The sequence below is a fragment of the Falsigemmobacter intermedius genome (assembly GCF_004054105.1).
Classification (GTDB): Bacteria; Pseudomonadota; Alphaproteobacteria; order Rhodobacterales; family Rhodobacteraceae; genus Wagnerdoeblera; species Wagnerdoeblera intermedia.
Map to the genome: position 1 here is coordinate 158,989 of NZ_SBLC01000005.1, position 20,550 is coordinate 179,538.

At 64.4% G+C, this 20,550-nt stretch carries 19 protein-coding genes and 1 tRNA gene; 8 read left to right on the forward strand and 12 right to left on the reverse strand.

What is annotated here, in order from left to right; genetic code table 11:
• Positions 1-37: 37 nt before the first annotated feature.
• A complete protein-coding gene (locus tag EP867_RS05265; RefSeq protein WP_128487149.1) occupies positions 38-901 on the reverse strand; it encodes a peptidoglycan DD-metalloendopeptidase family protein in 864 nt (287 codons plus the stop codon).
• Between the two features lie 121 nt (positions 902-1,022).
• On the opposite strand from EP867_RS05265, the gene EP867_RS05270 reads away from it, so the two are divergent.
• From EP867_RS05270 to EP867_RS05285, 4 genes are all read left to right on the forward strand, one after another.
• Complete coding sequence (locus EP867_RS05270; protein WP_128487150.1) at positions 1,023-1,307, forward strand: 4a-hydroxytetrahydrobiopterin dehydratase; 285 nt, start codon at positions 1,023-1,025, stop codon at positions 1,305-1,307.
• An 87-nt stretch (positions 1,308-1,394) separates the two neighbouring features.
• A complete protein-coding gene (gene ilvD / locus EP867_RS05275) occupies positions 1,395-3,131 on the forward strand; it encodes a dihydroxy-acid dehydratase (RefSeq protein ID WP_128487151.1) in 1,737 nt (578 codons plus the stop codon).
• A complete protein-coding gene (locus EP867_RS05280) occupies positions 3,112-3,789 on the forward strand; it encodes a hypothetical protein (RefSeq protein WP_128487152.1) in 678 nt (225 codons plus the stop codon). Before ilvD ends, EP867_RS05280 begins: the two co-directional genes overlap by 20 nt.
• 93 nt (positions 3,790-3,882) lie before the next feature.
• A complete protein-coding gene (locus EP867_RS05285; protein WP_128487153.1) occupies positions 3,883-4,515 on the forward strand; it encodes a DUF6478 family protein in 633 nt (210 codons plus the stop codon).
• A gap of 12 nt (positions 4,516-4,527) precedes the next feature.
• Here EP867_RS05285 and EP867_RS05290 read toward each other — a convergent pair whose 3' ends face one another.
• From EP867_RS05290 to EP867_RS05310, 5 genes are read right to left on the reverse strand one after another with little or no spacing between them, the layout of a single operon-like run.
• Complete coding sequence (locus tag EP867_RS05290; protein ID WP_164888768.1) at positions 4,528-5,337, reverse strand: trypsin-like serine peptidase; 810 nt, start codon at positions 5,335-5,337, stop codon at positions 4,528-4,530.
• A 39-nt stretch (positions 5,338-5,376) separates the two neighbouring features.
• Positions 5,377-6,678, reverse strand: coding sequence for a glycolate oxidase subunit GlcF (glcF, locus tag EP867_RS05295; RefSeq protein ID WP_128487154.1), 1,302 nt, complete (start codon positions 6,676-6,678; stop codon positions 5,377-5,379).
• A 1-nt stretch (position 6,679) separates the two neighbouring features.
• Positions 6,680-7,819: an FAD-binding protein gene (locus EP867_RS05300; protein ID WP_128487155.1), complete on the reverse strand. Its 1,140-nt coding sequence runs from the start codon at positions 7,817-7,819 to the stop codon at positions 6,680-6,682.
• On the reverse strand, positions 7,816-9,255 hold the full coding sequence (locus tag EP867_RS05305; RefSeq protein WP_128487156.1) for an FAD-linked oxidase C-terminal domain-containing protein: 1,440 nt from the start codon (positions 9,253-9,255) through the stop codon (positions 7,816-7,818). The genes EP867_RS05300 and EP867_RS05305 overlap by 4 nt, the downstream gene beginning before the upstream one ends.
• Before the next feature lie 39 nt (positions 9,256-9,294).
• Positions 9,295-10,881 carry a gamma-glutamyltransferase family protein gene (locus EP867_RS05310; protein ID WP_128487157.1) on the reverse strand — a complete coding sequence of 529 codons (1,587 nt, stop codon included), beginning with the start codon at positions 10,879-10,881 and terminating at the stop codon, positions 9,295-9,297.
• Positions 10,882-11,081: 200 nt separating this feature from the next.
• On the opposite strand from EP867_RS05310, the gene EP867_RS05315 reads away from it, so the two are divergent.
• A tRNA-Gly gene (locus EP867_RS05315) sits at positions 11,082-11,155 on the forward strand.
• Between the two features lie 149 nt (positions 11,156-11,304).
• Here EP867_RS05315 and EP867_RS05320 read toward each other — a convergent pair.
• Both EP867_RS05320 and EP867_RS05325 read right to left on the reverse strand, forming a co-directional pair.
• Complete coding sequence (locus tag EP867_RS05320) at positions 11,305-12,180, reverse strand: branched-chain amino acid aminotransferase (protein WP_128487158.1); 876 nt, start codon at positions 12,178-12,180, stop codon at positions 11,305-11,307.
• A 90-nt stretch (positions 12,181-12,270) separates the two neighbouring features.
• Entirely contained in the window at positions 12,271-12,654 is a 384-nt protein-coding gene (locus EP867_RS05325; RefSeq protein ID WP_128487159.1) for a MerR family transcriptional regulator, read from the reverse strand.
• Positions 12,655-12,764: 110 nt separating this feature from the next.
• On the opposite strand from EP867_RS05325, the gene EP867_RS05330 reads away from it, so the two are divergent.
• Genes EP867_RS05330 through EP867_RS05340 form a run of 3 tightly spaced genes read left to right on the forward strand, consistent with a single transcriptional unit; the run spans position 12,765 to position 15,030 of the window.
• The gene (locus EP867_RS05330) at positions 12,765-13,196 is read left to right on the forward strand and encodes a PaaI family thioesterase (protein WP_128487160.1); all 432 of its coding nucleotides are present in this window, start codon (positions 12,765-12,767) and stop codon (positions 13,194-13,196) included.
• Positions 13,193-13,708, forward strand: a complete 516-nt coding sequence (locus EP867_RS05335) for a PaaI family thioesterase (protein ID WP_128487161.1) — start codon at positions 13,193-13,195, stop codon at positions 13,706-13,708. Before EP867_RS05330 ends, EP867_RS05335 begins: the two co-directional genes overlap by 4 nt.
• A 23-nt stretch (positions 13,709-13,731) precedes the next feature.
• A complete protein-coding gene (locus tag EP867_RS05340; RefSeq protein WP_128487162.1) occupies positions 13,732-15,030 on the forward strand; it encodes an MATE family efflux transporter in 1,299 nt (432 codons plus the stop codon).
• A 19-nt stretch (positions 15,031-15,049) separates the two neighbouring features.
• Here EP867_RS05340 and EP867_RS05345 read toward each other — a convergent pair whose 3' ends face one another.
• From EP867_RS05345 to dprA, 4 genes are all read right to left on the reverse strand, one after another.
• Positions 15,050-15,679 carry a CoA transferase subunit B gene (locus tag EP867_RS05345; protein WP_128487163.1) on the reverse strand — a complete coding sequence of 210 codons (630 nt, stop codon included), beginning with the start codon at positions 15,677-15,679 and terminating at the stop codon, positions 15,050-15,052.
• Positions 15,679-16,383, reverse strand: coding sequence for a CoA transferase subunit A (locus tag EP867_RS05350; protein ID WP_128487164.1), 705 nt, complete (start codon positions 16,381-16,383; stop codon positions 15,679-15,681). The genes EP867_RS05345 and EP867_RS05350 overlap by 1 nt, the downstream gene beginning before the upstream one ends.
• A gap of 76 nt (positions 16,384-16,459) precedes the next feature.
• Positions 16,460-19,180, reverse strand: a complete 2,721-nt coding sequence (gene topA / locus EP867_RS05355; protein ID WP_128487165.1) for a type I DNA topoisomerase — start codon at positions 19,178-19,180, stop codon at positions 16,460-16,462.
• 84 nt (positions 19,181-19,264) lie between these two features.
• Positions 19,265-20,446, reverse strand: coding sequence for a DNA-processing protein DprA (gene dprA / locus EP867_RS05360; protein WP_128487166.1), 1,182 nt, complete (start codon positions 20,444-20,446; stop codon positions 19,265-19,267).
• Between the last annotated feature and the right edge of the window lie 104 nt (positions 20,447-20,550).

Below are 20,550 nucleotides of genomic sequence, written 5' to 3' on the forward strand. Positions count from 1 at the left end.
GAGGGGCAGCAGGGCCGGGACCGGCCCTGCATCGTGCTCAGACGCGCCGAAGATCTTCGGGCAGGCGCAGCAGCAGGCCCGGGTCGGGGCAGATGTCATCCCAGACCGCCATCAGGCTTTCATGGCCCACGCCAAAGAAATTGCCCGACTGCTCCAGCATATCCGCCATGATCTGGAAATGCAGATGCGGCGACCAGCCGCCGTTTTCATGCCAGTCGCCGAAATGCGCAATTGGCTGCCCCGCCTCGACACTCTCGCCGGGCTTCACAAGGCTCGGCAGCGTATCGGCGAGATGGCCATAGAGGGTGTAAAACGGCAGGCCCCCACCGTCATGTTCCAGGATCAGCGTATGGCCGTAGTCCAGCGGATCGGCGTTATAGCCGACCGAGCGCACCACACCCGGCAGCGGCGCATAAACCGGCGTCAGGGCGGGGGCGAAGATATCGATCCCCAGATGGATCTGCCGCCGCTCGGGGCTGGCGGCATCGGCGAACTGATCTGAGGCATAGCAGCTGCGCTTTTCGCCGCGCGGGCCGGTGCCATAGGGCAGGTTCAGCGCCTCAAACCAGGGATCAAACGCCCGGTCGGAATATTCCGGCATCGCCGGATCACTGCCATCGGCGCGCAGCAGCCGCGCATTGCTGTGATCGGGCAGGGGGCGCACCACGGGCTGCACCTCGGCCTGAGCGAGCCAGGCTTTCAGCTTAGTGACCCCGGGGACGGCCTCACCGCCCGAGCCTTTGCGCAGCAGGGCGCGCAACAGCCCCTGGTCAACCTGCGAGAGCCGCGCCTGCACCTGAGGCGAAGAGCCCGCGATCAGGCTTTCAAGCTCATCCGCCGCGGCACCGGACTGCAAAAGCGCAGTGTAAAGGTCGGGGACATCGGGCAGGCTTTGGGTCATTCTCTTCTCCTCGGGCAGGCTGTGGCGCAGAGTGACGCCGCCCTGCGCGATTTGGCAAGAGGGAGCCGGAGGCCCCGGTCGGGGTTGTCCGCAAGAGCCGAGATCAGGGAAGAGAGCCGATATGCGACTGACTGACCCGGAAATCGAGACCGCACTGGCGGAGTTGAACGCCGGCTGGCGCTGTGACGGGGCGGCCCTGCATCTGCGTGTCGGCCGCCGCGATTTTGCCTCAGCGCTGGCGCTGGTTAGTCAGGTGGCAGAAGCGGCAGAGGCGCAGGATCATCACCCGGATGTGTCCTTCGGCTGGGGCTGGTGCAGCTTCCGGCTGACCACCCATAGCGATGGCGGCCTGACAGCGAAAGATTTGAAGCTTGCGCGTGCCATTGACGCAATAATCGCATCATAAAGATCGGCATGCGCGACAGCATTGCTCTTGCTCCGCGCCTGTCCACGGCTTATCCCATGGCGCAGCCAGTTGCGAAGGATAAGCCCGATGAGCACCAACCAGCGTTTCGACAAATCGAAACTTCCGAGCCGTCACGTCACTGAGGGTCCGGCCCGCGCGCCGCACCGCAGCTATTTCTACGCGATGGGCATTTCGGAAGAGGAAATTCACCAGCCCTGGGTTGGTGTTGCGACCTGCTGGAACGAAGCGGCACCGTGCAACATCGCGCTGAACCGTCAGGCGCAGTCGGTGAAAATGGGTGTGAAAAAGGGTGGCGGCACGCCGCGTGAATTCACCACCATCACCGTGACCGACGGCATCGCCATGGGCCATGAGGGCATGCGCTCCTCGCTGGCCTCGCGCGATGCGATTGCCGATACGGTTGAGCTGACCATGCGCGGCCACTGCTACGACGCACTGGTGGGTCTGGCAGGCTGCGATAAGTCGCTGCCGGGTATGATGATGGCCATGGTGCGTCTGAATGTGCCCTCGGTCTTCGTCTATGGCGGCTCGATCCTGCCGGGCAAACTGAACGGCAAAGACGTTGTGGTTCAGGACGTGTTCGAGGCCGTGGGCAAACATGCTGCCGGCACCATGTCGGATGCGGAACTGCAGATCCTTGAGCGCGTGGCCTGCCCCTCGGCCGGTGCCTGCGGTGGTCAATATACCGCCAACACCATGGCCTGTGTGTCGGAAGCCATTGGCCTCGCGCTGCTGAACTCCTCGGGCGCGCCGGCACCCTATGAGAGCCGCGACCAATATGGTGACTTCTCCGGCCAGGCCGTGATGAAACTCATCGAGAAGAACATCCGCGCCCGTGACGTGGTGACCCGCAAGGCGCTGGAAAACGCCGCCCGCGTGGTGGCCTGCACCGGCGGCTCGACCAACGGCGGTCTGCACCTTCCGGCGATCGCCCATGAAGCGGGCATCGACTTCGATCTGTTTGATGTCTGCGACATCTTCCGCGACACCCCCTATTTCGTGAACCTGCGTCCGGGCGGCGACTATGTTGCCAAAGACCTGCACGAAGCGGGCGGCGTTCCGGTCGTGATGAAGGAACTGGCCCGCGCCGGTCTGCTGCACCTCGACTGCCTCACCGCCTCGGGCGAAGAACTGGGCGATGCGCTCGGCCGCATCACCCATGATCCCGATGGCAAAGTCATCCACTTCATCGATGCGCCGATTTCGAAAACCGGCGGTGTTGTCGGCCTGCGCGGCAACCTGGCACCCGATGGGGCCATCGTGAAGGTTGCGGGCATGTCGGAAGAAGAGCAGGTCTTCACCGGCCCGGCCAATGTCTTTGAATGCGAAGAAGAGGCCTTTGAGGCTGTTCAGAAGCGTCAGTACAAAGAAGGCGATGTGATCGTCATCCGCAACGAAGGCCCCGCAGGCGGTCCGGGCATGCGTGAGATGCTCTCGACCACGGCGGCCCTCTCGGGCCAGGGCATGGGCAAAAAAGTGGCGCTCATCACCGATGGCCGCTTCTCGGGTGCGACCCGTGGCTTCTGCGTGGGCCACGTCGGGCCGGAGGCCGCGCATGGCGGTCCGATCGCGCTGATCAAAAACGGCGATATGATCACGCTCAACGCGGTGACCGGCGAAATCTCGGTCGATCTTTCGGACGAAGAGCTGGCAAAACGCAAAGCCGAATGGGCCGGTCCGAAGAAGACCGACTACAACTCGGGCTCGCTTTGGAAATACGCCAAACTGGTCGGCTCGGCCCGTTACGGTGCGGTTACCCACCCCGGCGCCAAAGCGGAAACCCATGTCTATATGGACCAGTAAGGTCCGTCGTGCGGCGGCGGGGCTTGGCCTCGCCCTCGCACTCACTGGCTGTCAGATGACAGGCACGACCGGGCCGGAGAAGCAATCGCGCTTCTCCGGCCCGCCGCCGTCAAAGATGGCGGTTGCCGGGGGGCAGCTTATCGTCTCGGGCCCGCCGGGTTATTGCATTGACCGCGAGACCAGCCGCGATGACGCCGGCCGCTCGGCCCTGGTGATGCTCTCGCCCTGCCGTGGCATGGGGGCCGGGATCTTCGCGCCCCGTGCGGCCCATGAGGCGGTGATGACGGCGGCAGTCGGCGCGCGTCCCATGGTCACTGAGCCGGAGCGGATTTTGCCCGCGATGCAGGCTTTTGCCGCGACCCGTCAGGGCCGTGCAGCGCTGTCGCGCTCAGGCGAGGCGCAGGATATGCAGATCCGCCACATGTTTGCCGAGGGGGATGTCGTCTACATGCGTCTGACCGATCGCGGCCGGTTCGCCTGGGGGACGGTCCAGCCGGAATACTGGCGGGCGGTGGTGCCTGCCGGGGGGCGCATGGTCAGCCTGTCGGTTCTGGCACTGCCCCAGGCACCGCTCTCTGATCGTGACGGGATGGCGCTGCTGCGGGCCTTTGTTGCAACCGTGAAAGCAGGCTCGGCGTTACCCGCATCCCGGGGGTGAGTCAGGTTTGCCCGACCGTGACCCTTTGAGGGCAAATTATTAAGCTCCCTCTGTCAGACCCTATGGCAGAGTGACGAAAGCAGGTAAGTTCCGATGGCAGCCCGGCTGCAAACCCTTCTGAGCAGGCTGAACAGTCGCAAAGCGCCGGAGCCGGAGAAGCGGCCTGTCCTGAGTGAGGGGGCAGCACCCGGGCTGAAGGGGCTGGCAGGGTTGGAATGGGCCTGGTCGGCCGATCTGGCTGCCGGGCCTTTTGCCACGACCGCCGGGCAAAGCGGCAGGATGGTCCTGCCGGGTGTGAAGCTTTTCCACGATGCGGGTGCCGGAGAGATTACCCTGCGCAGCGGCGAGGGGGCCGGGCTTGATCTGGGTCTTCAGGGCTTCAGCGGCAGCTTTCTCTCGCTGGTCTTTGACCTGCCTGCTGAGGCGGTTCAGGGGCTGCGCGCGCGGCATCTGATCCGCCTTGATACCAGCGTCAGCGCAGATCAGGGGCTGCGGGCCTATGCCCGGCTGAACATCCGTCATGGCCCGAACACGGAGCAGATCTCCCGCGAGCTGACCGGGCCTTCGGGCATCGCAGGGGTGGCTGAATTTGACATGTTCTATGTCGGTTTGAACGAAAGGCGGGTCGAAGCGGCCTGGATTGATCTGATTTTCAATCCCGCTGCGACGGGTCGGATCGGGGTCACGGATCTGACCGTCAGCCGGCGTCCCCGGGCTGCACTGTAAGACAGCTACCTCTCAGGGCCGCAGAAATTTGGCACCGGTTGAGGCTTTGGGCTCGTCCGTCATCTGCGGAAGACTGCCTGCGGGGCGGCGGTGAAATTCCTCATCGCTCAGGGCGGATTTCAAAACCGGGATCACCCCTTCAAGATCGCTGCCAAGCGCCACTTTGCGCCCCTCCAGCTCTGCCTTTGCCGCCACCACCGAAACCACCTCCGCCAGACCGTCGCTTCGCAGCGAAAAGACGGGTGCCCCTGAAGAGCCGAAATCCACATCGCAGGACATCACCAGCATGCCCGACTGACGGCTCAGGACATGGCACAGATCCTGCAGCGAGGCGGCCTCAGAGCGGTCGCGCGCATAAGAAACCACCCCCACCTCCGCCCCCCGCTCGGGGCTCTTGCCGGTGTCATAGGGTTTCAGCGACGGCAGCCGGATCGGCTGATCCAGTTCCAGCAGGGCAATGTCGTAACGGACGCGGGAGGCGTCCTCTTCCGGCGACCAGAGGTAATCGGGATGCGCCGCCGCCCGGCGGATCTGGCGATAAGCGGCGGCGCGGCCATTGCGCCATCCGGCTCGAAACTCCATCCGGGTGACGGGGACCGGCGCGCCGCTCTCCCGCTCGCGCAGGCAATGGGCGGCGGTCAGGATCAGATCCGGTGCAATCAGGGCTGCCGTGCAAAAGCCCGTGCCGCCCAGATCCAGACGCCCCACCGCTTCCCAGCCGCGGCTGTCGGTCCCGGTTTCCAGCCGTCTGAGCCCCTCCGCCCCGGCGGGCGCGGCGAGGCCGGCCAGAAGGCCGAAGAAAAGGGCGGCAGGCTTCAGCACGTCTTTCGTCTTTCTTGGCGCCCTGCGGCAGGGTCCGGTTCAGCTCCGCTCGCTGAGGGCAGGCGGTTTGGGTCCGCCCGTCGCCCAGTCCAGAAGCTCTGCCGTATGAACGACCGGAACCCGGCTGGCGTTCCCGATCTGCATCATACAGCCGAGGTTTCCCGCCGCAATCACATCAGGCCGGCGCGCTTCGAGCTTTGCGACCTTATCCGCCTGCAACCTATGAGAGATTTCGGGCTGCAACAGATTGTAGGTCCCGGCAGAGCCGCAGCACAGGTGCGGATCCGCCGGTTCGCGCACCGTGAAGCCTGCCTTTTGCAAAAGCTCCCTGGGAAGGCTGCGGATCTGCTGGCCATGCTGCAGAGAGCAGGCCGAATGATAGGCGATGGTCAGCGCCTCCGGGGCGGCACTGCCCTCGGCCAGGCCTGCGCGGTCCACCCATTCGGTCACATCCCCGGCCAGGGCCGCAACAGTGGCAGCATCCTGTGCAAGCTCCGGATCCTCGCGGAAGAGGTGGCCATAGTCCTTCACCGTTGTGCCGCAGCCGGAGGTATTGATGATAATCCCGTCCAGCCCCGCGCCCCTGACCTCTGTCATGAAGGCGCGGATGGTGGCGGCAGCGCTGGCCTTTGCTTCCGCCTCGCGGCCCATGTGATGGGTCAGCGCCCCGCAGCAGCCCGCGCCTTTCACCACCACCACCTCAGCCCCCAGCCGCGTCAGAAGGCGGATGGTGGCGTCATTGATATCGGTGTTGAGCGCCCGCTGCGCACAGCCGGTCAGCAGGGCAAGCCGCAGCTTCTGCGTCCCTTTTGCCGGAAAGCTTTGCGGATCATCATTGCGCGAGACGGGGGGCAGTCGGGTGGGCACCATGTCCAGCATGGCCCGCAGACGCGGATCGGGCATCAGCCCGCGCAAGGGCCTTGCCAGCCGCCCCAGCCCGAGGGCGAGGCGAAAGCGCATCGGGTGCGGCAGCACCTTCGCAATCAGGCTGCGCAGCGCGCGCTCAGCCAGCGGGCGCTTCCAGGTCGCCTCAATATGGGCGCGCGCGTGGTCAACCAGATGCATGTAATTCACCCCCGAGGGGCAGGTGGTGCGGCAGGACAGGCACGACAGGCAGCGGTCGATATGCTGAACGGTCTTTGCATCTGCCGGCCGGCCCTCTTCGAGCATCTCTTTGATGAGATAGATCCGGCCGCGCGGGCCGTCCGCCTCATCTCCCAGAAGTTGATAGGTGGGGCAGGTGGCCGTGCAAAATCCGCAGTGAACGCAGGCGCGCAGCTGTTTATCGGCCTCGCGCAGGTCAAGGTTGGTGAGTTGCTCAGGGGTAAAGCGGGTCTGCATCTCAGGCCTTCTGCGGTGGGGTGTCGGGCGAAAACAGCCCCTTAGGATCATATTTCGCGGCAATGGCGGCACTGAGACGGGCCGTGACCGGATCTTCAGGCTGGCGCAGGGCCAGGCCCGCGGGAAGATCAGAGGGCGCCTTCAACAGCCTTGCATGACCGCCCTCAACGGCTGCTCTGGCCTGAAGCGCGCGCAAAAGCGCGGGCGCATCGGCGGCGCGACAGCCGACAGAGAGCCAGCCCCCGCCCAGATCGCTCAGCACCTGCGCGGCGGCCGTTTGCGCGATCACCTCCAGCAGCCCCGGCATATGCGAGGGGCGGGCGGAGTGGCGGATCACCGCCTCAGCCCCGCTCAGCGGTGTCAGATCGCGGATATCTGCCCAAAGGGCGGCTGATGCCGCGCCCTCCATCAGCGTCACATCGCCATGTGCGAGCCGCTCGCGCAGTTTTGCGCTGCGGTAGCGGGTCTGCTCGTCAAACCCTTCAAGCCGCAGCCAGACCCGGCCCGCTGCGGGATCTGACGCCGCCCCTGAGAGATCCCAGGGCGAGGTCAGCGCCCGTGCCATGACGGCGGCCTGATCGCGGGCGGGAATGCCCTCCAGCACCAGCGTTACCTCCGTCTCCGGCAGCGGCTGCAGGCGGAACGACAGCTCACTGAGGACGCCGATACGACCCTCGCTGCCGGCCAGCAGCTTCACCAGATCATAGCCGGTGACATTCTTCATCACCCGGCCGCCGTTTTTCACCACCCGACCGGTGCCATCCACAAAGCGCAGGCCTATCAGGCAGTCGCGGCAGGCTCCCGCCTGCAGTCGTCCCGGCCCCGAGGCATTGAGCGCCGCAACGCCGCCGATGGTCGAAAGGCCGCTGCGCCCCTGAAGCGCTGCGAAATCCGGCGGATCAAAGGGCAGGCGCTGACGCTCAGCCGCCAGCAGGCTGCGGATCTGTGCAAGCGGCGTCCCGGCCTGCACCACCAGGGTGAGTGCCGCGGGCTCATAAAGCGTGATGCCCGTCAGGCCGCGGGTCTCCAGAACAGCGCCCCGGGCCGGAAAAAGACTGCGGGTGCCGCCGCCCCGGATCTGCATCGGCGCGCTCGCAGTGGCGAGAAGGTCGGCGAGTTCGGCTTCAGACTGCGGGATCATGCGCGGCCCTCGCGGCGGCTTTGCGAGACAGTGAGCGGAAAGACCTTGGCGGCATTCAAAAGCCAGTGCGGGTCAAAGACATCCTTGATCTGCATCTGCGCCTCCAGATCCGCCGGGGCAAACTGCACCTCCATCAGATCGCGCTTTTCCACGCCCACGCCGTGTTCTCCGGTCAGGCAGCCGCCGACTTCGACGCAGAGCCGAAGGATATCAGCCCCAAGCGCCTCGCAGCGGGCGAGGTCTTCGGAATCATTGGCGTTATAGAGGATCAGCGGATGCATATTGCCGTCGCCTGCGTGAAAGACATTGGCAACCTTCAGCCCGTATCCGGCGGAAAGCTCAGCAATCCGGCGCAGAACGAAGGAGAGTTCACTGACCGGGATCGTGCCGTCGAGGCACATGTAATCCGCCATCTGTCCCATGGCGCCGAACGCCGATTTGCGGCCCAGCCAGATGCGCCGGGCCTCATCTTCAGAGCGGGCTTCGCGGATCTCTACGGGGGCGAAGTCGCGGGCAATTTTGCTGATGCGGGCAAGCTGCGCGGCCATTTCTTCCTCTGCGCCCTCTACCTCGATGATCAGCAGGGCCTCGCAGTCGGGGTAGCCCGCTTTGGCGAAGGCTTCGCAGGCGCGGATGCAGGGGGCATCCATGAATTCAATGGCGACCGGGATGATCCCGGCGCGGATGATGGCGGAAACGCAGGCCCCGGCGGCCTCGGAGCTGTCGAAGGCCAGAAGCACGGGGCGCGCGCCTTCGGGCTTTGGCAGGATGCGCAGCGTGGCTTCCGTCACCACCCCAAGCTGGCCTTCCGAGCCGCAGATCACCCCCAGAAGATCAAGTCCGGGGCTGTCGGCGTAAGGCCCGCCAAGCGTGACGACGGTGCCATCCATCAGAACCACCGTGACGCCCAGAAGGTTATTCGTTGTCACGCCGTATTTCAGGCAATGCGCGCCGCCCGAATTCATCGCGATATTGCCCGAGATCGCGCAGGCCAGCTGACTGGAGGGGTCGGGGGCATAGAAGAACCCCTCTTCGGCCACCGCCGCGCTGACCGAAAGATTGGTCCGCCCGGTCTGGACGCGGATGAAGCGGTCGTCATAGCTGACCTCCAGCACCCCGGTCAGCCGCGCGACACCCAGGATGACCGCATCCGCCGTGGGCATCGACCCGCCTGCGAGCGAAGTGCCCGCGCCGCGCGGCACCACGGGCACCCGCAGACCGTGCAGATAGCGCAGCACCTGAGAGATCTCTTCGGTCGAGCGCGGCAAAACCACACCGAGCGGCGGGCAGCGATAGGCCGAGAGCGCATCACATTCCCAGGCGCGCAGCGCCACGGGGTCTGAGATCACACTGTCAGCGGGCAGGATCGCCCGCAGTCCGGCCAGGATTTCTTCTCTCCGGGCCAGGATCTGCGGGTCGGGCAGGGGCATCTGCATGTCTTTGGGGCTCCTCCTCCCCGGGGTCTTGCAAAGGCGTCAGTAACCGAGGGCGCAGCCGTCCTTCCTCGGGTCAGAGCCCCCCTCGAAGATGCCGCTTTCGTGGCAGAAAATGGCCTGTGCGCCGCCCAGGGGCTCATCGCTCCAGGTGACGGTATGGCCCATATCGGCAAGCTCTGCGGCGGTCTTCTGATCATAGCCCCGCTCCAGCCGCAGGCTGTCGGTGCCCGAGAACGGCCCGCAGAAGCTGCGCGGGGCATCAATGGCGCTTTGCAGATCCATGCCGTAATCGCGCAGGTTCGAGACCAGCCGCGCATGGCCTGCGGGCTGATAGGCCCCGCCCATGACGCCGAAGGGCATCACCACCCGGCCGTTTTGCGCCAGTATGCCCGGGATGATCGTGTGCATGGGCCGCTTGCCGCCTGCTGCCTCATTGGGGTGGCCTGCCTCCAGCGAAAAGCCCGCACCGCGGTTCTGAAAGCTGATGCCGAATTTCTCTGACGCCAGACCCGTGCCAAAGGCGTGAAAGGTCGAATAGATCAGCGAAACCACCATGCCGTCGCGGTCCGTCACCGAAAGGCAGACAGTGTCTTTGTGAATGGCCTCGGTCGCGGCGGCCACGGCGGGCAGGGCGCGTTTGGGATCGATCAGCGCGGCAAGCTTTGCCGCCGTTTCCGGGGCCAGCATATGCGCAAGGCGCGTGGTGTGATCGGGGTCGGCGATCATCCGGTTGCGCGCATCATAGGCGAGCTTCGTGGCCTCGGCCTCAAGGTGGGTGCGCAGGCTGCCAAAGGGGTCCATCGCCGCCAGATCGAAATGGCTCAGGATGTTGAGCATCAGAAGCGCCACCACTCCCTGACCGTTTGGCGGATGCTCAATCAGCTCAGCCCCCTGATAGGGGGCAGAGACCGGAGTGTCGTAAAAGGCCGTGACCGAGGCGAAATCCTCAGCGCTGTGGCAGCCGCCGAGGGCGCGCAGGCTGGTGAGCATATCTTCTGCCACCTCGCCCTCATAAAAGCCCCTGGCGCCTTCGCGGGCGATGCGGCGCAGCACTTCGGCCTGGCCGGGGGCGCGGAAGATCTCACCCACTTGCGGCGGGCGGCCCCAGGGCAGAAAATGGGTTCTCGCGGCGCCCTTCAGCCGCCCGGTCTCCTGCCAGTCAAAGGCGGTGCGCGGTGCGACCGGCACCCCCTCTTCGGCGGCGCGGATCGCCGGGGCCAGAACCTGGTCCAGGGCCAGGCGTCCGTGGTCGGCATGAAGACGGCAGAAGGCGGCAATGGCCCCTGGCAGAGTGACCGCTTCGACGCCATAAAGCGGCATGCTCTGATGGCCTGCCGCGCGCAGCGCCTCCGCGCTCAGGGCGGCCGGCGCGCGGCCTGAGCCGTTGAGCGCCAGCACATCTTCGCGCCCCGCCGGTTTGATCAGCACAAAGGCATCGCCCCCCAGACCCGTCATCTGCGGTTCGCAGAACCCCAGAACCAGGGCCGCGCCAATGGCCGCATCGGCGGCGCTGCCTCCGGCCTGCAAAAGGCTGATCGCGGTGAGAGAGGCGAGCGGGTGAGAAGAGGCACACATCCCGTTGGTGGCATAAACGGCCGAACGGCCCGGTTTTTGAAAGTCCCGCATCTCATCGCCAATCGCTGCTGCGCCGGAGCGGCGCAGGTCTTTAAAATTGGTCTCAGCCTAGTCTGAGGCATTCGCGGCTGTCCACCTCGACCTGTCTGCCGCGCAGGTTTTCGCGGCCCGCGCTTCTTTCTTCAGCAGGGCTGCGCTTTCTGCTTGCCATGGCAGATTTTCCGGTGTTATCAGCAGTTTCAGATCCTTGGGCGGGTATGGTGTAGTGGTAGCGCCTCAGCCTTCCAAGCTGATGGGGCGGGTTCGATTCCCGCTACCCGCTCCAAAGGATCTTATGGCGCTGCGGCGCCGGTTTTCCCGAAATTGAGATGAGCAGATGAGCAGCGCGGTCGCTGTCGTTGTCACGTTTCGTTGTGCTTTTGCCGGCCTGCCCGGCGGAATGAAAAAGGGCGGGAGATGCTCCCGCCCTGACTGTTATGCTTTTGCGGCATCCGCTTTTGCGAAGTCCCAATAGAGATCGCGGGCGATGGTGGTGTATTTGCCCGGTGCCTCATAATGGGTGCCGTCAAATTCTTTCACCGGGGTCACTTTGGCGAAGTTGCCCGACAGGAAGACCTCATCTGCGGCGCGGAAGTCTTCGTATTTCAGCACGGCTTCATGCACGGTATAGCCTGCAGCGCGCAGGTTTTTGATGTGACGCGCGCGGGTGATGCCCGACAGGAAGGTGCCATTGGCGATCGGGGTGAAATATTCACCGTCTTTCACCATGAAGACGTTGGCGGTGGCGGTCTCTGCCACATTGCCCATGATGTCGGTCACGAGGGCGTTGGCATAGCCTTTCGACTTCGCCTCAACCAGCATCCGGGCGTTGTTGGGATAAAGGCAGCCCGCTTTCGCGTTGCAGACCGAGTTCTCCAGCAGCGGGCGGCGGAAGCGGGTGGTGGTCAGCGTCGTCGGGGTGTTGAAGTCCGGCATCGCCACTTCTTCGAGGCTGATCGCAAAGGCGGTCGAGTTTTCCGCCGGTGCAACCCCCAGTTCCGAGCCGTCGACCGCCCAATACATCGGACGCACATAAACCGCAGCGCCCGGGCCATAGGCTTTCAGACCTTCACGGATGATCGCAACCATCTCAGCGGGGTCCATGGTCGGCGTGATCATCAGCGCTTCGGCCGAGCGGTTGACGCGGGCACAGTGCAGATCCAGATCCGGGGTCATGCCCTCAAACAGACGCGCACCGTCAAAGACGTTCGAGCCCTGCCAGATGCCGTGGTCTGCTGCTTTCATGACCGCAAGATCGCCGTCGTGCCAGCTGCCTTCAAACCAGGTGCGGATATTGGTGCCGAATGCCATTAGAGTCTCCATCGCTCACTGCGCGTTACCAAACACCCGCACCGGGAAAAGGTCCAGACCCCGGCCCCGGAACGGGTTGTCACACCAGGGTTATTTTTCCCCCAGCTCCTCCAGTCTGCTTTGTGTTTCAGCACGCAGCTGTGCCAGATCCTGCAGCGAGGCCTGCAGCGCAGTGATCTGCTCCTGCAGCGCGGCGGTCTGACGATCTGCCATGGCGATGAAAGCGCGAAGCTGGCTGGCGGTGCCCTGGGTCTCATAAAGATCGAGCCACTGGCGAATCTCTTCCAGCGAGAAGCCGAAATGACGGCCCCGCAGGATCAGCTTCATCCGCGCCACCTCACGCGGACCATAGCTGCGGCTGCGCCCCTCTTTATGAGGATTGAGCAGCTCAATATATTCATAATAGCGCAAGGTTCGCGGTGTGACGTCGAAGCGGGCGCACATCTCTTTGAAAGAGAGTTGAGGGTCAGTCATGGGGGGCCTCCTGCGGGCGCAACCTAGTCCGATCGGGGCAGGGCTGCAATCGGGGCTTGCGCAGGGCAGGCGGGATGGCTCAACTGTGGGCACTGGATCGGAGTTCCGTTATGGCAGAATTAACGCCGCAAGCTTATCTCGATGCCCTGCCGCATGCCCGGGCGCTGAATATGCGCTTTGACGGTATGCATAACGGGAAGGTTCGCATTTCAATGCCTTACAACCCGGCCCTGATCGGGGATCCCACAACGGGTGTGATGCATGGCGGGGCTGTTTATGCCCTTCTGGACACCGCCAGCGGCATCGCGGTGACCACCCATCCGGTCAGCGGCGGCGGCACCGCCACGCTTGATCTGCGGATTGATTATATGCGCGCCGCAACCCCCGGCCAGCGCATCTGCGCTGAGGCCTTTTGCTATAACATGACCCGCACGGTCGCCTTTGTGCGGGCCGTGGCTTACGACGACAACACCGAGAAGCCCGTGGCCACGGCCACCGGCGCTTTCACCAATGAGCACGTGAACCGGAGCCTGGCCGAATGACGCTGCCCCCGCGCCCCCGTCCCGAACCCGTCCAGGTCATCAAACTGCGCCGGGATGCGGCGCTGTCAGCGCTGATCCGTGCAATTCCCTATGTCAGCTTCATGGGCTTTCAGTTCGACCGCCGCGGGGATGAGCTGACTGCGACCATGCCCTATCAGGATATGCTGATCGGCAACCCGCTGCTGCCGGCGCTTCATGGCGGGGCAACGGCGGGCTTCCTTGAAACCACTGCGGTGCTTGAGCTTTGCTGGCAGACGCTTTGGGAAGATGTTGAGCAGGGCCGGATTCTTCCCACCGATCTTGAGGCGGGCTATGTGCCGAAACTGCCCAAAACCATCGACTTCACGGTGGATTATCTGCGCACGGGCCTTCCGCGCGATGCCTATGCCCGCGCCCGCGTGAACCGCTCGGGGCGGCGCTATGCCAGCGTGCATGTTGAGGCCTGGCAGGACAATCGCAACCGGCTGCTGGCCCAGGCCACCGGGCATTTCCTGATGCCGGAACGCCCCTGACCACCTGACCCTGCGAGACCTGCATGACCGAGATTTCCCAAAAGCGCGTGTTGCGCATTGCGCTTCCGGTCGTGCTGTCGAATGCCACCGTTCCCCTGTTGGGGGCGGTGGATACCGCCGTTGTGGGGCAGATGGGGCTGGCCGCGCCGATCGGGGCCGTGGGCCTTGGGGCGGTGATCCTCGCGTCCGTTTACTGGATCTTCGGTTTTCTGCGGATGGGCACCTCGGGCCTTGCGGCTCAGGCCATCGGGCGCGGGGACGGGGCGGAGCGTGATGCGATTTTGCTGCGCGGGCTGATGGTCGGCGGGCTGGCCGGACTGCTGATGGTCGCGCTGCAATATCCGCTGATCCAGGCTGCCTTTCGCATCGCACCTGCGAGCGCGGAGGTCGCAGAACTCGCGCGGAGCTACCTGGGCATCCGGATCTGGGGTGCGCCTGCGACCATCATGCTTTACGCCATTACCGGCTGGCTGATTGCGCTGGAGCGCACAAGGGCGGTGCTGGCGCTGCAACTGGTGATGAACGGCGTCAATATCGCGCTGGATTTCTGGTTTGTGCTGGGGCTGGACCTCGGGGTGCCGGGCGTTGCCATCGCCACGCTGATCGCAGAGATCGCGGGGCTGAGCCTCGGGCTCTGGCTCTGCCGTTCGGCTCTGCGGCCTCTGGCGCTGAGGGCGCAGGTGTTTGTGGCCGGTGCCTGGGGCCAGATGCTGCGGGTGAACCGCGATATCATGATCCGCTCAGTGATCCTGCAGGGCAGTTTCACGACCTTTCTGTTTCTGGGTGCGGGCATGGGGGATGTCACACTCGCGGCCAATCAGGTGCTGCTGCAGTTTCTGGAAGTGACGGCCTATGCGCTGGATGGATTTGCCTTTGCGGCAGAGGCGCTGGTGGGCCAGGCGGTGGGGGCCAGGCGGCGTGCCGATGTGCGCCGCGCGAGCGTGATCACCGGGCAATGGGCGCTGGCCGGGGGGCTGGCACTGGGGGCCCTTTATCTGCTGGCGGGACCATGGCTGATCGATCTGATGACCACCTCGCCTGAGGTGCGGGAGGCGGCGCGACTGGCTCTCCCATGGCTGGTGGTGCTGCCGCTCCTGAGTGCGGCGAGCTATATCTTCGACGGGATTTTCATCGGTGCGATGCTGACGCGTGAGATGCGCAATGTGATGATCGCAGCCGTGGCGGTCTATGTGGCGGCTCTGTTGGTCCTTGTCCCTGCCTTTGGCAGCCACGGACTTTGGGGCGCGCTTTTGAGCCTGAACGCAGCCCGCGGGATCGGCATGGCGCTGATGTACCCCCGGGCCGAAGCGGCAGCGGCCTGAAGGCCGCCGCCCTTTCTTCTCAGTTCACAATGGTCGCTTCCGTGGCGGCGCGAAGCTCTGCCTCAGTCACGCCATCGGCGCATTCGACGATTTTCAGACCGCCTTCGACCACGTCAAACACACCCAGATTGGTGATGATGCGGTTGACCACGCCCTTGCCGGTCAGCGGCAGGGTGCATTCTTTCAGCACCTTCGACTCACCGGTCTTTGAGGTGTGATCCATCACCACGACCACGCGCCCCACACCGGCGACCAGATCCATCGCGCCGCCCATGCCCTTCACGAGCTTGCCGGGCACCATCCAGTTCGCCAGATCCCCGGTTTCCGAGACTTCCATCCCGCCCAGGATCGCCATAGCGATCTTGCCGCCACGGATCATCGCAAAAGAGGTGGCGGAATCGAAATAGGCCGTCTGCGGCAGTTCCGTGATGGTCTGCTTTCCGGCGTTGATCAGATCCGGGTCTTCCTCCCCCTCATAGGGGAAGGGACCCATGCCCAGCATGCCGTTCTCTGACTGCAGCGTCACCGTCATGCCTTCGGGAATGTAGTTCGACACCAGCGTCGGAATGCCGATCCCGAGGTTCACATACCAGCCGTCCTGCAGTTCCTGCGCGGCGCGGGCCGCCATTTGATTGCGATCCCAGGGCATTATGCGACCTCCCGCTTGCGGACAGTCCGCTGCTCAATGCGTTTTTCGTGCTGACCCGTAATCAGGCGATGCACATAGATGCCCGGCACATGGATGTGGTCGGGATCGATGCTGCCCATCGGCACGATCTCTTCGACTTCGGCGATGCAGATCTTCCCGCAGGTCGCAGCCGGGGCGTTGAAGTTCCGCGCCGTCTTGCGAAACACCAGATTGCCCGAAGTATCGGCCTTCCAGGCCTTCACGATCGAGAGGTCTGTCACCATGCCGCGCTCAAGGATATAGGTACGGCCGTCGAAGTCTTTGTGCTCTTTCCCCTCGGCAATCACGGTGCCGACGCCGGTCGCGGTGTAGAAACCGGGGATGCCCGCGCCGCCTGCGCGCATACGCTCAGCCAGCGTGCCCTGGGGGTTAAACTCCAGTTCCAGCTCGCCCGAGAGATACTGACGCATGAATTCCGCATTCTCGCCCACATAAGAGGCGATCATCTTTTTCACCTGGCGGCTTTCCAGAAGCTGGCCAAGGCCGAAGCCATCGGTGCCCGCGTTATTGGAGGCAATGGTGAGATTTTTCACGCCGCTCTCGCGGATCGCCGCGATCAGCAGTTCCGGAATACCGCAAAGGCCAAAGCCACCGGCGGCAATCGTCATTCCGTCAAACAGCACGCCGTCCAGCGCCGCTGCTGCGGAAGGGTAGGTTTTATTCATTCGGACGGGCCTCCCAAGCTTCCCTGAGAATTTGTGGCCCGCCCTTGGTAACCTGTCAATCGCCGCGCTGCGGCAATCACTCGGTCAGCGCATCATCCGCCGCGGCCTTCTTCGGCGCGGCCTTCTTTTTCGCGGCAGGTTTGGCGGCTGCGGCCTTTTTCGCCGGGGCCTTTTTCGCAGCCGGTTTCTTCGCTGTCTCAGCCTTCGGCTTCGCAGCCGTCTTCCGCGCGGGCTTTTTCACGGCTTTGGCGTTGACCAGCTCAATCGCCTGTTCGGCCGTGATCTCTTCCGGAGTGGTCTCTTTGGGCAGCGTGGCGTTCACTTTGCCCCATTTGATATAGGGCCCATAGCGGCCCGGCATGACCTGCATTTCGCCGCCATCCGGATGCTCGCCCAGCGAGCGCAGCGGCTCGGCGGCCGCGCCACGGGCAGCCCCGCGGGCCGCTTTCTGCGCCAGAACTTCGACGGCACGGTTCATGCCGATGGTGAAGACCTCTTCGGCGTCAGCAAGATTTGCGTAGACTTTCCCGTGCTTTACATAGGGCCCGAAGCGGCCAAGTGCGGCTTCGATCATCTCACCATCTTCGGGGTGCGGACCAATCTGGCGCGGCAGCGACAGCAGTTCTAGCGCCCGCTCATAGGTCAGTTGATCCGCGGCCCAGCCCTTCGGCAGGCTGGCGCGCGGGGGTTTGGGCACATCGGCCGTGGCCTCCCCCTTCTGCACATAGGGGCCAAAGCGGCCGGTGCGCAACGTGACCTCAACGCCGAAGTCATCGGTGCCCAGCACCTTACCGTCCAGCGCCGCCGCCGGATCATCCGCCGAGACCGAGATCGGGCGGGTGTAGCGGCACTCAGGGTAATTGCCGCAGCCGATGAACGCCCCGCCCGAACGCGCGGTTTTCAGATGCAGGCGGCCTGAGCCACAGGTCGGGCAACTGCGCGGATCTGAGCCATCGGCCCGCAGCGGATAGAGGTGGGGTGCGAGAAAATCATCAAGCTTGTCGAGGACTTCACTGATCCGCAGATCCGAGGTCTCACCGATTGAGGCCGAGAAATCACGCCAGAATCGCGCCAGAACGTCTTTCCAGGCCCGATCCCCCGCCGAGACGTCATCCAGTTCCGCCTCGAGATCCGCGGTGAAGTCATATTCGACGTAGCGGCGGAAGAAATTCGTCAGGAAAGCCGTGACGAGCCGCCCCTTATCCGAAGGGATCAGGCGATTCTTGTCCTTGGTGACATATTCGCGGTCCTGAATCGTGGTGACGATCGAGGTATAGGTCGAAGGCCGCCCGATGCCGAGTTCTTCCATCCGCTTGATGAGCGTGGCTTCGGTATAGCGCGGCGGCGGCTGGGTGTGGTGTTGCAGCGCCAGCGAAGCGCCGTCCTGGCCCAGAACCATATTGGTCGCGCGGTCCGGCGGCGTGCCGAATTCGGCGCCCTTCACATAGTCCGGGCGGCGCGCGTCTTTGGCACGGGTGACCGGCTCGCCCTGCATCACCTGGGGCAGTCGGGCGCTGTCCTCGCCGTCGTCATCGTCGCGGCCTTCGTCATAGACGCGCAGGAAGCCGTCAAACTGCACCACCTGACCGGTGGCGCGCAGTTCCACCTGGGCATCCGCGCTGGCGAAATCCACTGTGGTCCGCTCAAGCCGGGCTGAGGCCATCTGCGAAGCGATGGTGCGCTTCCAGATCAGATCATAAAGGCGGCGCTGATCAGAGTCGGTGATTTTCAGCTGCTCAGGCGTGGCCGAAAGCACCGTCGGGCGGATACATTCATGTGCCTCCTGGGCGTTCTTTGCCTTGTTTTTATAGATGCGCGGGCTGTCGGGGACGTAATTCGCGCCGTAGATGTCTTTGATCGCCGCACGGGCTGCGGTGATGGCTTCAGGCGCCATATCGATGCCGTCGGTCCGCATATAGGTGATGTGGCCCGCCTCATAGAGACGCTGCGCGGCCGCCATGGTGGCTTTCGAGCCCATGCCGAATTTGCGGCTGGCTTCCTGCTGCAGGGTCGAGGTCATGAAGGGCGGGAAGGGGTTGCGGGTCGCGGGCTTCGCTTCCACCGATTTCACGCTGAAGTCGCGCTTGTCGATGGCCGAGACGGCCAGCTCCGCCGCCGCCACCGTAGCCAGATCGAATTTATCGAGCTTTTTGCCGCCGAGAACGGTCAGGCGCGCCTCAATCTGCTGGCCGCGCGGGGTCAGCAGAGTGGCGGTCACCGACCAGTATTCGCGCGGGTTAAAGGCCTCAATCTCCATCTCGCGCTCAACGACAAGGCGCAGAACGACCGATTGCACCCGGCCTGCCGAGCGCGCGCCCGGCAGCTTGCGCCACAGAACCGGCGAGAGGTTAAAGCCCACCAGATAGTCCAGCGCCCGGCGGGCCAGATAGGCCTCAACCAGCGCGGTGTCGACATCGCGGGGCTTTTCCATCGCGGCCAGGATCGCGGGTTTGGTGATGGCGTTGAACGCCACGCGGCTGACCTTCTTGCCCTTCTTGATCGAGGAGGCGAGCGCCTCCTGCAGGTGCCAGGAAATCGCCTCCCCCTCGCGGTCAGGGTCGGTTGCGAGGATCAGTTCGTCATCGGTCTTCAGCGCATCGGCAATCGCTTTGATATGCTTTTTGCTGTCGGCCGCGACTTCCCATTTCATCGAAAAATCGTCGTCAGGCAGAACCGAGCCATCCTTGGGGGGAAGGTCGCGAACATGGCCATAAGACGCCAGAACGGTATAGCCGGGGCCAAGATATTTGTTGATAGTCTTGGCTTTAGCGGGCGACTCGACGACGACGACTGGCATGGGGTCCTTCCTTGGCGCCACCAGGACAGCGGCAGCGGAGCAACATGGGGGTTGCCGGGCGGGTTTGTCAAGGAAGGCTGATCCTCACCCCTGGCGTGTGCCGGGGCTGCACAACAGGCCGCCAGGCCGCCGCTCGACGGCATTTTCAAGTTCCAGATGCAAAAGAGCGGGCGCCAGCTCAGCGGGGGGGATGCCAAGCTGGCGCAGCAGCTGATCCTCCGCGACCGGAGCAGGGGACAGCAGCGTCAGAATGCGCTCGCGCAGCGTGGGGCCGGGGCTGCGCTTTGCCGCAGCCGCCATGGCGCGGGCGATCGCTGCGCCCTGGCCGAGGGGGCGGGGGGGCGCGCTTTGCGGCAGCGGGTTGCGGGGCGGCGGGCGGCCCGTCACCTCCATCACATCACCGGCATGGCGGATCAGGGTGGCACCGTCGCGCAGCAGCATATTGCAGCCCTCGGCGCGCGGATCGAGCGGATGGCCCGGGACCACCAGCACCTCTCTGCCCTGATCAAGCGCATTGCGCGCGGTGATCAGACTGCCAGAGCGTTGTGCGGCCTCGGTGATGATGACCGCACGGCTGAGGCCTGAGATCAGCCGGTTGCGCAGCGGGAAATGGCGGGTCATGGGCTTCATCCCTGGCGGCTGTTCACTCAGCAGGGTGCCGTGGCGGGCGATCAGCCGCGCAATATCGAGGTTCTCTTCCGGCCAGGGGCAGTCGGCACCGCCTGCCAGAACGGCGATGGTGCGGCTTGGCCCGGCCCCTTCATGTGCTGCGCGGTCAATCCCGCGCGCCAGACCTGAGCAGATGATAAACCCCGCATTGGCCAGTTCAGAAGCCAGTTCCTTCGCAAGCCGCAGCCCCGCGCTGGAGGCATTGCGCGCGCCCACTATGGCCAGCGCGGGGGCGCGCAGCGGCAGAAGACTGCCCGCAATCCACAGCACCGGGGGCGCATCGCTGAGCGTGCTGAGCGCGGCGGGATAATCCGCCTCGCCATGGCGCAGCAGGCGCAGCCCGGCGCGGGCGCCCCGGCGAAGTTCGTCTTCAGCACTTCTGACGGGGCAGGGGGTATAATCAGCGGTGCCCGCCGCCGCAGCAATGGCGGGCAATGCCTCAAGGGCGGCAGCGGCAGAGCCATGTTCCGCGAGCAGCCGGTGAAAGGTCACCGGACCAACCCTGGGGGAGCGAATGAGGCGGAGCCACGACAATCTGTCGTCTTCCGCGGTGGGTGGGGTGAAGGGTGTGGTGGAAGATAACAAACGCTTTTCCATCGCAACCTCGCCTCATCCGCACAGCCAGATTGCCCCTGATTGGTTAACCCCCGGTAAATTTTCCGGGGGCAAACCGATTATTTTCGCGCTATGCGTGTTTTTCT

Coding starts and splice junctions, on each gene's coding strand:
- EP867_RS05335 (WP_128487161.1), top strand. CDS start 13,193: ATGACGCTGCCCCCGCGCCCCCGTCCCGAACCCGTCCAGGTCATCAAA.
- EP867_RS05280 (WP_128487152.1), top strand. CDS start 3,112: ATGTCTATATGGACCAGTAAGGTCCGTCGTGCGGCGGCGGGGCTTGGC.
- EP867_RS05300 (WP_128487155.1), bottom strand. CDS start 7,819: ATGATCCCGCAGTCTGAAGCCGAACTCGCCGACCTTCTCGCCACTGCG.
- EP867_RS05330 (WP_128487160.1), top strand. CDS start 12,765: ATGGCAGAATTAACGCCGCAAGCTTATCTCGATGCCCTGCCGCATGCC.
- EP867_RS05350 (WP_128487164.1), bottom strand. CDS start 16,383: ATGAATAAAACCTACCCTTCCGCAGCAGCGGCGCTGGACGGCGTGCTG.
- dprA (WP_128487166.1), bottom strand. CDS start 20,446: ATGGAAAAGCGTTTGTTATCTTCCACCACACCCTTCACCCCACCCACC.
- EP867_RS05320 (WP_128487158.1), bottom strand. CDS start 12,180: ATGGCATTCGGCACCAATATCCGCACCTGGTTTGAAGGCAGCTGGCAC.
- glcF (WP_128487154.1), bottom strand. CDS start 6,678: ATGCAGACCCGCTTTACCCCTGAGCAACTCACCAACCTTGACCTGCGC.
- EP867_RS05265 (WP_128487149.1), bottom strand. CDS start 901: ATGACCCAAAGCCTGCCCGATGTCCCCGACCTTTACACTGCGCTTTTG.
- EP867_RS05345 (WP_128487163.1), bottom strand. CDS start 15,679: ATGCCCTGGGATCGCAATCAAATGGCGGCCCGCGCCGCGCAGGAACTG.
- EP867_RS05285 (WP_128487153.1), top strand. CDS start 3,883: ATGGCAGCCCGGCTGCAAACCCTTCTGAGCAGGCTGAACAGTCGCAAA.
- EP867_RS05270 (WP_128487150.1), top strand. CDS start 1,023: ATGCGACTGACTGACCCGGAAATCGAGACCGCACTGGCGGAGTTGAAC.
- EP867_RS05305 (WP_128487156.1), bottom strand. CDS start 9,255: ATGCAGATGCCCCTGCCCGACCCGCAGATCCTGGCCCGGAGAGAAGAA.
- topA (WP_128487165.1), bottom strand. CDS start 19,180: ATGCCAGTCGTCGTCGTCGAGTCGCCCGCTAAAGCCAAGACTATCAAC.
- ilvD (WP_128487151.1), top strand. CDS start 1,395: ATGAGCACCAACCAGCGTTTCGACAAATCGAAACTTCCGAGCCGTCAC.
- EP867_RS05340 (WP_128487162.1), top strand. CDS start 13,732: ATGACCGAGATTTCCCAAAAGCGCGTGTTGCGCATTGCGCTTCCGGTC.
- EP867_RS05310 (WP_128487157.1), bottom strand. CDS start 10,881: ATGCGGGACTTTCAAAAACCGGGCCGTTCGGCCGTTTATGCCACCAAC.
- EP867_RS05325 (WP_128487159.1), bottom strand. CDS start 12,654: ATGACTGACCCTCAACTCTCTTTCAAAGAGATGTGCGCCCGCTTCGAC.